We start from the raw sequence: 15,703 nt of genomic DNA, 5'->3' as shown, positions 1-15,703 counted from the left end.
AGTCAATATTTACGTAATTCAATTTTTATGTCAAAAACAGTTAGATTAATCGTTATCCAAGGCACCAATCAATTACTAGATGTTTTAGCAGTTCTTCGCTATCAAAAAGCATCGGGAGAATATCCAGAAAATTGCGAAGATATTTTATTGATGGGAGGATATACAGAAAACCAACAAATGACTAATGTTTGTTTGCAAATATCTCAAATTTGGGATTTTGCAAACAGAATAATATTGCATGGTTATGAAAAATTTTGCTTAGATAATAACTTTGATTTTGATGATGCAGCTAATTTATTAAAAAAAATCGTAAATCATCAGGATGTTGATGTAATCTATACTCTGAGAAATTGGCATTTTATCAATGAAATATTTTTCTATACATATCCTAATGCTCGTAAAACTTGTTATGGAGAATTAGGTAGATTAGATATAAGTGCTACCAAATTTAGTAGCAATTATGGTGTCAGACCATTTAATCCTTCTGGGCAGTTTATAGAAGTAGATGATGCTTATTTATTCTTAGTACCTATAAATGTGGAAAATGCTTTTAGTAAGTGTCAGGTAAAAATGTTTGATGCTGAATTTTATCGCTCGGTAGTTTATGACGGAGCAAGACAAATTAAGGGACTTAGTGAATATTGTGCAACAATTGCTGAACAAAATTCTATAACTTTTGCTTTAACATCTTATGAAACTGAAGCAGGATTTATGAGGAAAGTAGATGATGAAATAGAGTGTTATTTATCCTTAATTCTTCAACATACTCAACCCGAGGAAAATATTCTCATCAAGGGGCATCCTAGACAAAGACATAATCAGTCAAATATTTTAGTTAAGGAGTTATACAATGCAGGTCGTAATGCTACTTTTGTTCCTGACTTTTTTAGTAGAGTTTTGATAGAACTATTTGTACCTTTTTTATCATTAAATAAAGTTATAAGTCCTGCTTCTTCTGGCTGTATTTCTCTTGCATATTTATCTGATTGTGAGTTGATTATTGGATTGGGAAAAAATCTAGCAAGTAAATATTTATATTCGCGACATCCTTTGCATAAAAGAAGACCTTTTGGTGATTATTTGAGAGCACTAACAGCTACTAAAGCTAGAAAAAAAGATTTTGAAACTTTACAATACAATGATATAGATCAACAATTTCATCAAAATTCTGAGCAGCTAATTACAAATTTTATTAATAATAATAAGTCAGGGTTAATAGTTAATGATAGTCAACGGTATGTTTTGCTTTCAGGTAGAGAGATTGAGTTGCAAAAACAACTAGAAAACATCTCTGTCAATCAATCTCAGTTTACAAATCAATTATGCAACTTTTTAGAGCAGTACAAGGGAGAAGATTCAGAGGAATATATTATAACAAAATTGCGTGAAGCGAGAAAAGAGATAGTTGATTTTTTGCTGAATATTCCTGATGAATTACTGGAAGATGTATATTTAAGTAATTTTGCTACTGCATATAAAATTTTGCGAAAATCAAATTTTATAGATATCTCTAATACAGAGTCAGAAAAAATTTTTGTAGATGAATTGAGCGCGGAAATTACTACAGAATGGGAAGGAATAAAGGGGATTAAATGTATATTAGCTATAATGTTGTACCGTTATTCTCACGAATTACCTCTACCATACAATATTACTCATATTCCTGAATGGTTCCTAACTGATTATCTCAAGTTTATTCTCAAAATTCCTAAGTGTTTTCTAGAGATAGGAGATGTAGAAAAATATTACCAATATCTCCAAAACTGGATTAGTTATATTCATCGTAATGTAACGAGCAATTCAGGTGCTAAGAGATGGCAGAAAGTTGCCACAATATTTACTAAATCGGTAGTCTTTATACCTCTATATTTTCAAAGTATAACTCTTAAAGAACTTTGCCAAAAAAGAGCTGAAATAATAGAAGTTTATTTAAAAAATTGTCGAGGTCAAGAAATTGATTATGAATTTTCTATGGGAGGATCGAAGCAAAGTAAAATTCGAGTAGGAATTTTGGCTTGGTACTTTACACCAAAATCTGAAACTTTTGCTACTTTGCCTATATATAAATATCTGAACAGAGATAAATTTCAGATAATTCTCTTCAGTTTAGAAACAATTAATCATCGCATAGAACGGTATTGTGCAGGTCATGCAGATGGCATGATTCAATTACCAGATAATCTGTCGGAACAAGTAGAAAAAATTCGGCAAGCTGAACTAGACATTTTATTCATTTCTACTAATGTAACGGCAGCAACTAATCCAGTAACTTTACTAGCATTACATCGACTTGCCAGAATACAAATAGTAGATGCAAATTCTCCTGTAACAACAGGAATGCGTCATATTGATTACTACATATCTAGCAAGTTATCGGAACCAAAAAATAATGCCGAGCAACATTATACTGAAACACTAATTAAATTAGATTCCCCTCCTCAATGTTTTGATTTTGGCACTGAAGAAAAAATCTTACCTACAATTAAAATCAATCGTGAAAATTTTGGTATTGATGAAAATTCAGTAGTTTATATTTCAGGTGCTAATTATTACAAAATTATTCCAGAAGTAGAAGCAACTTGGGCGAAAATAATTGCTAATGTTCCTAATTCTATATTGGTGCTTTATCCTTTTAATCCAAATTGGTCTCCCTCTTATCCAGTTAATATTTTTAGGAGACGAATAACAAGCACTTTTGCTAAACATAATATTAGAGAAGAAAGATTAATAATTCTTGAAGCTGCACCAAATCGAGCTGATGTTCAAGAACGTTTAAAAATAGCTGATATTTATCTAGATTCTTATCCTTATTCTGGTATGACTTCTTTGATTGATCCATTGCAAGTGGGTTTACCAATAGTTGCACTGGAAGGCGAATATTCTCGTTCTCAGAAGGGAGCTTCTCTGTTGCGAGAACTTCAAATAACCGATCTAATTACTAATAATGAAGAGGATTATATTCAATTAGCTATTAATCTGGGTAAAAACCGGGAATTTAGAGAAGAAAAATGTGTTCAAATTCAGCAAAAAATGGGAAGTAAACATAGATTTATTGATTCTCGTACTTTCTCTGAGGAAATATCTCATCTATTTCAAAGACTCTTTCAAAATCATTTATTAGATACTCTGAGAAAAAGTTTGCGGTTGAGAGATATTAATCTGATTATTTTTCCAGATTGGAATCAGTCAGAGGATTTACTTTACCAAGATTTAGCAAATGTTATTAGAGCAAGTGGAAATCACCCCGATAAAAGTCAAATGACTTTGCTGATAGATATTAATAATATAGATGAGGAGGATGCAGATATGGCAATATCTAGCGTGGTAATGAATTTAATGATGGAGGAAGAATTAGAGGTAGATGAGGGACCAGAAATTGTTTTAGTTACTGAGTTGAGTCAAATACAGTGGTCAACTTTAATGCCTCACTTGCAGGGTAGGATTAAATTGGATAATGAGAATGAGGAAGTGATAACTCAACTCAAAGTAGAAAATATTCCTGTAATTGAACTAGATCGCTTGCTAGAAAAAATCCATAGTTCTCAGACTAAAGAATAGCAGGTTAATTGGGCAAAGTATATAAATTAAAAGCTCACATAGATTCCGATGGGATATTAAAAGTGCAAATACCACTGGAATCTCTTTTACTTTATGCGCCTTTCGTATTATAATAGTACCCTTCTCTGGTTTCTGCCAGAGGTACTGATAAGTAATAACTGATAAGTGAAATGACAACGACTATACCAGAACTACCAACGAAATATGACCCTTTTACCACGGAAGCTAAGTGGCAAAAGTATTGGGAAGAAAATAATACTTTCAAAGCAGATCCTAACCAATTAGGCAACCCCTACTGTATCGTCATTCCCCCGCCAAATGTTACAGGTAGTCTCCATGCAGGCCACGCTTTCAATAATTCTCTCATTGATACCCTAATCCGTTACCATCGGATGCGTGGCGACAACACTCTGTATCTGCCAGGTACTGATCATGCTAGTATTGCTGTTCAAACTATTCTGGAACGAAAACTTAAAGAAGAGGGGAAAACTCGTTACGATATTGGGCGGGAAAAATTCTTGGAACGTGCTTGGGAATGGAAAGCGGAGTCTGGTGGCACTATTGTTAATCAACTGCGTCGCCTGGGAGTTTCTACAGACTGGACACGGGAACGTTTTACCCTGGATGAAGGTTTATCAAAAGCTGTCATCGAAGCATTCATGCGTCTCTACGAACAGGGTCTCATCTATCGCGGTAATTATTTGGTTAACTGGTGTCCTGCTAGTCAGTCTGCTGTTTCTGACGTGGAAGTAGAAAAAAAAGAAGTTCAGGGCAACCTCTGGCATTTTCGTTATCCCCTCACTGATGGTAGTGGTTATGTGGAAGTTGCTACTACTCGCCCGGAAACAATGTTGGGGGATACTGGTGTCGCTGTTAACCCCAATGACGATCGCTACAAAAATCTGATTGGCAAAACTCTGACTCTACCAATAATGGAACGGGAAATACCTATTGTTGCTGATGAGTTGGTTGATCCTGAGTTTGGTACTGGTTGTGTGAAAGTGACTCCTGCTCACGATCCTAATGATTTTGAAATGGGTAAGCGTCACAATTTGCCATTCATTAATATTATGAATAAGGATGGCAGTTTGAATGAAAATGCTGGGGAGTTTGTCGGGCAAGATCGTTTTGAGGCACGGAAAAATGTTGTCAAACGGTTAAAAGAAGAGGGCGTTTTAGTCAAAATAGAAGAATATAGTCATAGTGTTCCCTATAGCGATCGCGGCAAAGTACCTGTTGAACCTCTGCTTTCAACTCAGTGGTTTGTCAAAATTGAACCTTTGGCAGAGAAAACATTGGAATTATTGGATCAACACAACGAACCGAAATTTGTTCCGGAACGTTGGACGAAAGTTTATCGCGACTGGTTGGTAAAAATTCAAGACTGGTGTATTTCTCGGCAACTGTGGTGGGGTCATCAAATTCCGGCGTGGTATGCTGTCAGCGAAACTAATGGAGAAATTGTCGATAATACTCCTTTTGTTGTTGCTCGCTCGGAGGCGGAAGCATTGGAGCAAGCAAAGGCAAAATTTGGCGATGATGTGAAAATTCAACAAGATCCAGATGTGCTTGATACTTGGTTTTCATCTGGTTTATGGCCGTTTTCCACATTGGGTTGGCCGGAAAATACTCCCGACTTAGCAAAATATTATCCTACTAGCACTCTTTCTACTGGTTTTGATATCATCTTTTTCTGGGTTGCTAGAATGACAATGATGGGAGTACATTTGACTGGAAAAATGCCGTTTGAAACTGTTTATATTCACGGTTTAATGTTAGATGAAAATGGTAAAAAGCAATCTAAATCTACTGGTAATGGTATTAACCCTTTGTTGTTAATTGAAAAGTATGGAACTGATGCTTTGCGTTATACTTTGATGCGAGAAACTGCTGGAGCAGGACAAGATGTGAGGATGGATTATAATCGGGAAACTGATGAGTCGGCATCGGTAGAAGCTTCTCGAAATTTTACTAATAAAATTTGGAATGCTGCCCGATTTGTAATGATGAAATTAGAGGGTAAAACTCCTCAAGAATTAGGTGAACCAGAGGCGGATAAATTAGAGTTAGTTGACCGTTGGATTTTGTCTCGTTTCTATCGGACTGTGCAGCAAACTTGCGATTATTTAGATAGTTATGGTTTGGGAGAAGCTGCAAAGGGTATTTATGAATTTATTTGGGGAGATTTTTGTGATTGGTATCTGGAATTAGTTAAGTCTCGTTTGCAGGGTGAGGATGAAAATTCTAAGTTAGTAGCACAGCAAACTTTGGCTTATGTTTTGGATGGAATTTTGAGATTATTACATCCTTTTATGCCTCATATTACTGAGGAGATTTGGCATACTTTGAATCAGGTTGGAGAAGAAAAATGTTTGGCTTTGGAGTCTTATCCAAAGTTGGATAAGTCTTTAATTAATTCCGATTTAGAAGGGGAGTTTGAGTTATTAATTGGAGTAATTCGGACACTGAGAAATTTACGTTCAGAGGTTGATATTAAACCAAAGGTAAAAATTACGGCAATTTTGCAGAGTGAGAATGAAAAAGAACGGGAAATTTTGAAAAAAGGAGAGAATTATATTCAGGATTTAGTTAAGATTGAAAAGTTGGATATTACTTCTAAACTTGATGAAAAAATCGGTCAAACTATTGCTGGTGTTACTGGGACTGTACAAGTTTTAATTTCATTATCAGGAGTAGTAGATATTGAAGCTTTATCAGCTCGACTAGAGAAGAAATTAGGGAAGTTGGAAAAAGAAATTTTATCTACTTCTAAAAGGTTAAGTAAACCTGGTTTTGTGGAGAAGGCAGACCCTAAATTTGTTGAGGAAACTAGAAATAATTTGGCAGAGGCAGAAAAGCAGGCAGAAATTTTGCGCGATCGCCTGAATAATTTAAAGTCTAATTAAAAACATATAGGACTTACGCAAAGAAACCCGGTTTCTACGAGAAACCGGGTTTCTGGGTTTAAAAAAGAGAACTAAATAAATTGTCTAGACTTACCGAAACAATTAAACAATTAAACAATTAAATAATTATTAATAAACCACATCGTCATAACAAAAACCCTGTAGGGGCGAATCGCGATTCGCCCCTACAGTGTGGTCTACCCAAATGAAAACCGCTGTAAAGTTGTTGAAGATCGACAAAGTGGAAAAATACTTTTTTTTTAAGATTCTACTATTGACAATATTACATATTGATGAGGTAAACCTAACGATCCCCATAGCGATCATAATTTATATAATGGCACTCAATCTTACACCATCCCGATAATTAAATTTGTCGAAGATCGACAATGTGAAAAAGTTGTTTTGTCGATGCCAGGAAAATTGAAGCTGAATATATTGCTATGAGTGCTTTTCAGCCTTGTCAATAAAAGTTGTCGATCTTCGACAACATTTTTCTCTATTCCTACCCTATGATTAAAAATGACAAAGAAAAGAACAATTCTTTGATTTACATAACTTTCGCAGAACTATCCTATTTCGCAGGGAAAAGTAGCATTTTCCCTCTGGAGATAGGGTATTATTTCAGAATTTGCGTAAGTCTTATACAGGACTTACGCAAAATACGAAATTATACACCACTTGTAGGGGCGAATGGCATTCGCCCTTACTATATATAGTGGTTCTGCTATATAGTGGTTCTGCGTAAGTCTTATATAAAGTCCGGATAATTATCTCCTCCAGGGAGGGGTTAGGGGTGGGTTGACTCCTGACTTCCCTTCCAGGGAGCGAGATCGGTTATTTACTATTCAACCGGACATAATTTAGTTATGAAATTATTCAATATTCATCCCAACGGAGTCTTCAAAATGAAAAACCAAGATGGCCGATTGAGTAGTTCCTTAAAACTCGACGATCGCCTCCCAAAAGCTACGGGAGAGGGTATGTTAGTGGCGATCGCTCCCGATGTCGAAGCAATATCTACATTAGAGGTGGGAGTTCGTGCCGGCGCAAAGGTGCTAGTTCTCAATCCGCAACGAGATAGCATCGCTCAAATTACCGAGGCTATAGTCAAGAGTAAGATTTCTAGCTTGCATCTAGTCGGTCACGGCGTTCCCGGAAGTATCTCTTTAGGTGGGACCGTGAGGATGATAATGTTACTAATACCGGAGACAACTTCAAGCGGGTTAATATGCTGGCGTTGGCTCAAGAGATTGATGTTAACGAAGCTCCAGTAGTTAGCAATCCCATCCCTGATTCTTCGGCACGGAATTTTTCCGATTTTACTTTTGCTAAGAATACTTTCACTGACCCAGACCCGGGCGATCGGCTGACTTACTCGGTAAGGGTGTTGAATGGGCGGACTCAACAGGAAGGTGCGCAGCGTGCGGTTCCTCGCGGAAACCTACCAGCTTGGCTGACTTTCGATCCGGAAAAGCGTACTTTTGATGTCAAAGGAAATAAGCCGAACTGGTTCAAATTAAATCTCGAAGTGAAAGCAGAGGATGAGTTTGGCGAAACAGTGACAGATACTTTTGAGCTAGAGCGAGGCATCTTGAATCGTCCTCCAGTGGTGACAAGTCCTCTGAGGCGACAGCGTAATACTTCGGCAAAGAACTTTTCCGATTTTACTTTTGCTCAGAACACTTTCACTGACCCAGACCCGGGCGATAGCCTGACTTACTCGGTAAAAGTGTTGAATGGGGAGAGTCAGCGGAACAATGTCAAGCGTGCGGTTCCAGCCGGAAAACTACCAGCCTGGCTTACTTTCGATCCAGCAAGCCGTACTTTTGATGTCAAAGGAAATGACCCTAACTGGTTCAAATTAAATCTCCAAGTAGAAGCACGGGATCTGTTTGGCGAGACTGTTAAAGACACTTTCCAGCTAGAGCGTGGCAACTTAATTAACCGTATTAACCGTCCGCCACAATATACTGGGACTCACCTGTACACTCAAGGACGTAACTGGACTGCAAACCCTGCGTTGCGCCGAACTTTGAAGTTTACCTTTGATAAGAATACCTTTACCGATCCAGATCCGGGCGACGTCCTGACTTATAAAGCCGAGTCGTTGCGTGGTGGTTCTCGCGGTGTACCCACAGCTTTAGTGAACACAATTAAGTTCAACCCCAACACTCGTACTTTTACTATCGATCCCTCGCTGACTGGGGACAACTGGATTAAAGTGACGGCAACTGACAGGTTTGGGGCGAGTGTTAGTGGCAAGTTCCACATCTACAAGAACCGTCACGGCATCGGCATCGACAACTACATCGAAGGCGGCACCGCATTCTTCGACGCCAATAAAAACGGCATACTCGACGACGGCGAGCCATCGGACACCACCAACGAAAAAGGCGAGTTCGAGCTTGATATCGACTACGAAATCTTCGACACCAACGAAAATGGCCAATTCGACCCCGAAGAAGGTCGCATCGTCATCATCGGTGGTACCGACACTGCCACCGGTTTGCCCCTGGAAACCCCCATCTATTCCACCCCAGATTCCACGGTCGTCACCATGTTAACTAGCGTGGCAGCGGACTTGGTGGAACAAGGACTCACGGTGCAACAGGCGCAAAACCGAGTCAAAAACGCCTTTTCCCTGCCATCGGAAGTTGACCTCGCCACCCTCGACCCCGTTGCTGCCACCGAGGCCAACGAACCAGGGGCTACCGAAGTCTTCAGCAGCATGATTCAGGTGCAAAACACCGTCACCCAAATCGCTCACTTGCTTGATGGAGCATCTTCTGCGGATATCGACGAACTCTCTGGGGCAGCAATAAAAGCCATTGCCAACCAAGTCAAAGAAGGGGGCAACCTGAATTTATCCGCACCCGAACCCATAGAAGGGTTAATTAACGATGCAACCAATGCAGCGAAAGCGATCGACCCGGAAATTAAGGTTAACTTAGTATCCGACGTAGCCGCTGAAGTAGCCGATGTCGTAGCCGAAAGCAACGACCGCATCGACAATGCCGCATCCAGCAACGTCGGTGCCGACATCAGCAAAGAAGTTGCCAAAGTCCAAACTATCACCATGGGCGAAACCAGCGACGACCTGGAGGAACTTACCGCAGGCACAAAAGAGATAGAACAAGTCGTCGCCGAAAACACCGGTTCTGCTTTAGACGACCAGATCGAATCCGGTATCGGTGAGGATATCGAAGTCACCCCCGGGGAAGAGATAGAAGGCACTCGCCGTCGGGATACTTTGACCGGCACCGATGGGGACGATACGATTACCGGTTTGCAAGGTCGGGATATTTTGACTGGGGGCGAAGGTAGCGATCGCTTCGTTTACAACAGTTTGTTAGATGCGGGCGATCGGATAACCGACTTCGATCCCGGCAGCGATCAAATTATCCTTACCGAACTGCTGGATGCCATCGGTTACGAAGGAGACAACGCGCTCGCCGACGAGTACATCAAATTCGCCTCCCGGGGTGGAACCACCACCATTTCCATCGACCCCGACGGTCCCGATGGCAGCGGTCGTGCCCGCACCTTTATCGCCGTGGAAGGCGTTTCCGAAGAAGCATTGAACGACCCCAGCAATTTCGGATTTTAAGCAATAACTAACTGTATAACTGTGGAACAGGTAACAGGCAAGATGCCTGTTCCACAGTACGGAGATCCATTCCCCCTCTTCCTCCCCCCTTTTCAAGGGGGGCCGGGGGGGATCGACACAATTCATTCAGCACAACAAAAAAAACATGACTAACAAATTGCAAAAACTCGGAATTTGCGCTGCTACTTTTGCCCTTGCTTGCGGTGTAATTAATGTTAATAAAGCCCAAGCCCAATTCCGGTTAGACGTTCAAGAACCTACTACCACAAATTACGATTTCGATTTAACTATCGACGCCGGTCCTTTATTGGATCAAACCTTTGACGGTTCCTTCAGTTATAAAGACTCGAAAGTCACCGGAGTCGGCGAAGAATATATCGAACTCGATGACTTTGAATTTGACTTTTTGGGAACCAAATACACCTCCGAAACCCATGACGATTTATTCCCAGAAGTCCTGTTATTCGACGGCGAATTTTTAGGGTTGAGTTTGGCAAACGATACCTTTTCTTTTAACCCCGGTTTCTTTGAGGTAGAAGAATCCTTTTTCTCCTACAATATCGGCGATGTAGAAGGTACCGGAGAATTTAATTATTCTCGGCGCGATCCCGTTGCTGGTGGCGACGATGATAATCACAAGTCAACTCCAGAACCTAATACTATTATTGGATTGGGAATTTTGGGCGGCAGTTTGTTGTTGAAAAAAGTTAAATCCAAGAAGTAAATCTAATCTTGTCATTGCGAGGGGGGGTGGGTAAGAGTTAAATTATTGGTTGAGTCATTATGCCCCCCCAAGGAGTAATGAGTTAGGAGTAAGGAGTAATGAGTTAGGAGTAAGGAGTCAAAGGCTAGTTAATAATGAATACAAATCTTCCCGGACTGCCCCCCGATGATTACAACTGTGGTCTATCCTGCATGAAAACTGCTATAAGGGCGCGGACATTTCTAAATCCTGTTTGCTCCGCATGACCTAGGAAAAGCCTTTAAAAGTCTGCTGTTAAGTGTTAAGTGTCAGGACTTACGCAGAACCACCATATCTAGTAGGGGCGAATGGCATTCGCCCTCTACAGATAGCGTATTGTTTAAGAATTTGCGTAAGTCCTGGTGTTAAGTGTTCCCTAGCGCGTAGGGTTATACTTGTGACGTGAGGTCATTGATTTGAAAAGCGCTGTAAGCATTAAGAGCTATGAGATTGCTTCGGCTGGTTCAACGCTTTTCCCAAAAACTTAACTGCAAAATCCAACCGCCTCGCTGCGGACAACGGAAAGATTTTGGAAAAACAAGAAATCCGGTTTTTTGGAAAAACCGGGTTTCTCAAATCCAATAATTTTATTAAGGACAAAAAACATGAAAACAACCATCGCAAAAATAGGAGCTTTTACTACCAGTTACGCCCTACTTTTTTGCATAACAAATGCTGCCAATGCCGCTACGATGAGATACGATTTGGACTATCGATTGGAAAGCGGTGAAACCAGCACCGGTTTTTTTAGTTACGACGATACTTCTGGGATAGTCGATGAAGATTGGACGCGCTATGAAGTGACCGACGGTTCCTTTTTAGACTGGGATATTTTGGGAGAAGACTTCTGGTTTTGGGCAGCCAACGAAGACGGAGTTAATGGAGTTTTAGCTGGAGAAGCGATCGCCTTTTCTAATTCCTATTGGGAAAGCGAGGAAGTCTTGCAGGCAGTCCTTCCCGGAGCTGAGGCTAAAAATGTTGGTTGGTCTGGGGAAATTCTCAGTCGCGAGTTTCGGGAAATTTCAGAGAACGAAGTTAAGAAAAAAGTGCCAGAACCGGGAATGTTAATTGGTTTGTTTTCTCTTCCTTTCTGGGGATGGATCGTGAAAAAGAAACAATCAATGTAGGGGCAAATCAATAATGAAGTAAGGTGCGCGTTGCGCACCTTACAAATTTTAGTTTTTAGTAATTGCTAAAAAACTCCAATTATATCATGTTCGGTTGAATACTTACACTTAGGAGGAAGGAAGGCAGAAGGCAGAAGGCAGAAGGCAGAAGGAAAAGAAAGGTTGAAAGGGAAAAGATTTTTTTATAAGTGATTATCCGAACATGATATTACTGCCCAAGTTAGCAAAAGCAGACTGTTTTGACATACTCCCGACGTTGCCCTTACGGGAAAAATAGGGATTCTTCAGCTAAAGTCAAATTACAGGCAGAAAGAAGAAGGGGGAAGGAAAAAGGGAGAAGGAAAAAGGGAGAAGGAAAAACCTTAAATATAGTAGATATTTCCTCATAAAAAAGCGTAGAAACCGGGTTTGTTTTAATTCCCCATCATACTAACATCTATCTCCCACAAACCCGGTTTCTCATAACACTTTAGGGAATAGGATGAAAAAACCTATTCCCTATTCCCTATTCCCTATTCCCTAATTAGATGGAATCACTAAGAGTAGTGAACCGACTTGCTATTTGCTCTGAGGTTGCAGATATATTTTCTAAAGTGACTAAAAGTTGGTCATTCCAGAAGATTGAAATATTGCTATCAACAGTCTCAATAGTCAAACTTTGTGGATTGATAGGTAGTCCATTACCCGATACCAGGAAGTCTTCATTAATATCGAAGTCAGTAATAATATCCGCTCCTTCGTCTCCTTCCTCAAGTTCAAGGAAGAAGCGATCGCTACCACTACCTCCAGACAAAGTATCATCACCTTCCCCTCCATACAAGAAGTCGTCACCTCCGTCTCCAATGAGAGAGTCATTTCCTAAGAAACCAAACAAGGTATCATTATCCTCACCTCCAGACAAAGTATCATTACCTTCCTCTCCATACAATGTATCCTGACCTTGGTTACCAAACATTAGGTCGTCTCCTATACCACCATATAACACGTCTCGGTGCTCTTCTGTTCCCAATGGTGCCACAAGTTCGGGGTTGTCACCATACATTGTATCATTACCTTCACAACCACATAGGGTATCATTGCCTTGATCCCCAAACATCAGGTCGTCTCCTAACCGACCATACATTAAGTCATCATCTTTACCACCTCGTTCAGTATCATCGCCTTCACCACCAATAATAGTGTCATTAGCATGATTACCACTGAGGAAGTCATTTCCGGCACCACCTTCAATGAAGTCTTCTCCGAATACATCAGGATCAATAACACTATTGTTGCCACCAAAAATACTGTCATCTCCCTCTTGACCTAAAAGAGTATCGTCTCCTTCGTCACCAAGGATTAAATCATTATCCTTACCACCTAAGATGAAATCGTTTTCTTCACCTCCGTTCAGTATATCGTCTCCACGACTACCTTCTATAATATCGTTACCGAGACCACCATGAACAGTATCTGCTCCAATTTCCTCTTCTGATGCACTTGAATTAGGGTCGCCAACAATTTCGTCATCCCCATCTTCTCCGAAGATCATATCGTCGCCTTGTTGTCCGAAGACAATATCATCACCTTTACCTGCATAGATTATATCCTCATCCTTACCGCCCAGAAGCATGTCATGGTGGCGGTTCCCATATAGGGTGTCGTTACCCCTGCTACCGTTTATCGTATCACTGCCTGTGATATCTAGGTCATTGCCCTCAGTACCACCAAATAAGATATCGTTACCTTGATCGCCTAATAGAATATCGCTGCCGAGGTCACCATACATTTCATCGTCATCCTTACCTCCACGAGCTATATCGCGACCTGATCCAGCTCTGATATTGTCATTTTGTTCTTTACCATTAATAAAGTCATTATTACCATTACCCTCTATTGTGTCTTCACCCAGACCACCAAACATGATGTCAGTATTTTGAGAACCTTCTATAAAATCGTTACCTCCCAATCCATCAATTGCTACTTCACCTACCGCTACTTCAGCTATTTGAGATGCTTGTCGAATGAAGCTACTACTTTGAATAATTTCGCTCTCTTGTGTACCAAATAAAAGCTCGTCAAACCGAGTATTAAGAACTATAGAAGGTACAACAGGTAAATCTACAAGTTCTATGGTTGGAGGTGGAGGACAAGAAAGGTGATCATCTATTTGAGAGTCTTCTATAATTCCTGAATCTGGAGTTGGAGCTGGAGTTGGCGCTGGATCTGGCGCTGGATCTGGCGCTGGATTTGGTGCTGGATTTGGTGCTGGATTTGGTGCTGGAGTTTGGTTAGAAGCTACTTCTACAGAAATCTCAGCTGGTTCTAAGGCATTGCCGTCGGTGTCATTAGCAACATAAGGAATGGAAACTGTGCCCTCAAAACCGTCCACTGGGGTAAAGGTGACATTGCCTTCGTCGTCTACGCTAAACGCGCCTTCACCAGGGACTGTAATGTTGTTCTGTATTTCTGGTGTGCTGGTGTTCAGGTCGATGGTAGTAGCATCAATACCTACATCGTTGCCGATGATGCTGAATGTAACTGGGGTGTTAGGGGTGGTAGTTGCTGTGTCATCTGTTAATACAGGTGTGGGAGCTACTTCTACAGAAATCTCAGCTGGTTCTAAGGGGTTGCCGTCGGTGTCATTAGCAACATAAGGAATTGAAACTGTGCCCTCAAAACCGTCCACTGGGGTAAAGGTGACGTTGCCTTCATTGTCTACAGTAAACGCGCCTTCACCAGGGACTGTGATGTTGTTCTGTATTTCTGGTGTGCTGGTGTTCAGGTCGATGCTAGTAGCATCAATACCTACATCGTTGCCAATAATGCTGAATGTAACTGGGGTGTTGGGGGTGGTGGTTACTGTGTCATCTGTTAATACAGGTGTGGGAGCCACATTTACAGAAATGTTGGCTGCTGACAAGGGGTTGCCGTTGGTATCATTACCAACATAAGGAATAGATGCCTCACCCACAAAACCGTCCACTGGTGTAAAGGTGACATTGCCTTCATCATCTACGCTAAATGTACCTTGGTCTGGTACGGTGATGGTATTCTGTATTCCTTGTGTTTCTGGATCAAGGTCAATGGTAGTAGGGTCGATGAGAGCATCATTTTCGGTGATATTGAATGTGACTGGGGTATTGAAGGGGGTGGTTTCTGTGTCATCGGTTGAAGAACCTGTTATACTGACAGAAATGTCAGCAGCTTCCAAAAGGTTGCCGTCCGTGTCATTAGCAACATAAGGAATGGAAACTGTGCCATCAAAACCGTCCACTGGGGTAAAGGTGACATTGCCTTCATCATCTACGCTAAATGTACCTTGACGGCGGACTATGGTATTCTGTATCCCGTCTATTTCTGGGTCTAGGTCAATAGTCGTGGGGTCGATACTTTCATCGTTCTCAACAATGCTGAATGTGACTGGGGTGTTGATTGGGGTGGTTTCTGTGTCATCTATTAATTCTGGTGTCGGTGCGACAGTCACAGAAATATCAGCTGGTTCTAAGGGGTTGCCATCGTTGTCATCGGCAGCATAAGGAATGGTTGCTTCTCCTTCAAACCCTTCTTCTGGGGTGAAGGTGACGTTCCCTTCATCATCTACGGTAAATGTTCCTTCTCCTGGGACTGTGATTGTTGTCTGTATTCCTTCGGTTTCTGGGTCTAGGTCGATAGTTGCCGGGTCGATGTTTTCATCGTTGTCTATGATGCTAAATGTAACTGGGGTGTTGGGTGGGGTTGTTTCTGTGTCATCTGTTAATTCTGGTGTCGGTGCGACAGT

The 15,703-nt window shown here is 40.9% G+C and carries 7 protein-coding genes; 6 read left to right on the top strand and 1 reads right to left on the bottom strand.

What is annotated here, in order from left to right; translation table 11 throughout:
* The first annotated feature begins 27 nt into the window (after positions 1–27).
* The 6 genes from F6K40_RS10855 to F6K40_RS10830 all read left to right on the top strand — a co-directional run bounded on the left by F6K40_RS10855 (position 28) and on the right by F6K40_RS10830 (position 11,943).
* Positions 28–3,558, top strand: a complete 3,531-nt coding sequence (locus tag F6K40_RS10855) for an O-linked N-acetylglucosamine transferase, SPINDLY family protein (protein ID WP_293135357.1) — start codon at positions 28–30, stop codon at positions 3,556–3,558.
* Between the two features lie 170 nt (positions 3,559–3,728).
* A complete protein-coding gene (locus F6K40_RS10850) occupies positions 3,729–6,464 on the top strand; it encodes a valine--tRNA ligase (protein WP_293135354.1) in 2,736 nt (911 codons plus the stop codon).
* Positions 6,465–7,372: 908 nt separating this feature from the next.
* A complete protein-coding gene (locus F6K40_RS10845) occupies positions 7,373–7,741 on the top strand; it encodes a DUF4347 domain-containing protein (RefSeq protein WP_293135352.1) in 369 nt (122 codons plus the stop codon).
* Positions 7,705–10,074 carry a putative Ig domain-containing protein gene (locus tag F6K40_RS10840; RefSeq protein WP_293135349.1) on the top strand — a complete coding sequence of 790 codons (2,370 nt, stop codon included), beginning with the start codon at positions 7,705–7,707 and terminating at the stop codon, positions 10,072–10,074. Before F6K40_RS10845 ends, F6K40_RS10840 begins: the two co-directional genes overlap by 37 nt.
* Positions 10,075–10,219: 145 nt before the next feature.
* A complete protein-coding gene (locus F6K40_RS10835; protein ID WP_293135346.1) occupies positions 10,220–10,798 on the top strand; it encodes a PEP-CTERM sorting domain-containing protein in 579 nt (192 codons plus the stop codon).
* 623 nt (positions 10,799–11,421) lie between these two features.
* Complete coding sequence (locus F6K40_RS10830) at positions 11,422–11,943, top strand: hypothetical protein (RefSeq protein ID WP_293135343.1); 522 nt, start codon at positions 11,422–11,424, stop codon at positions 11,941–11,943.
* 523 nt (positions 11,944–12,466) lie between these two features.
* Here the strand turns inward: F6K40_RS10830 and F6K40_RS10825 are convergent.
* The coding region (locus F6K40_RS10825; RefSeq protein ID WP_293135340.1) for an Ig-like domain-containing protein at positions 12,467–15,703 on the bottom strand (3,237 nt) is incomplete at its 5' end.

Origin of the sequence: Okeania sp. SIO3I5 (assembly GCF_010672085.1) — a bacterium.
Classification (GTDB): domain Bacteria; phylum Cyanobacteriota; class Cyanobacteriia; order Cyanobacteriales; family Microcoleaceae; genus Trichodesmium.
Note: the sequence above shows the minus strand (reverse complement) of the source record. Positions and strands in the feature narration are given on the sequence as shown.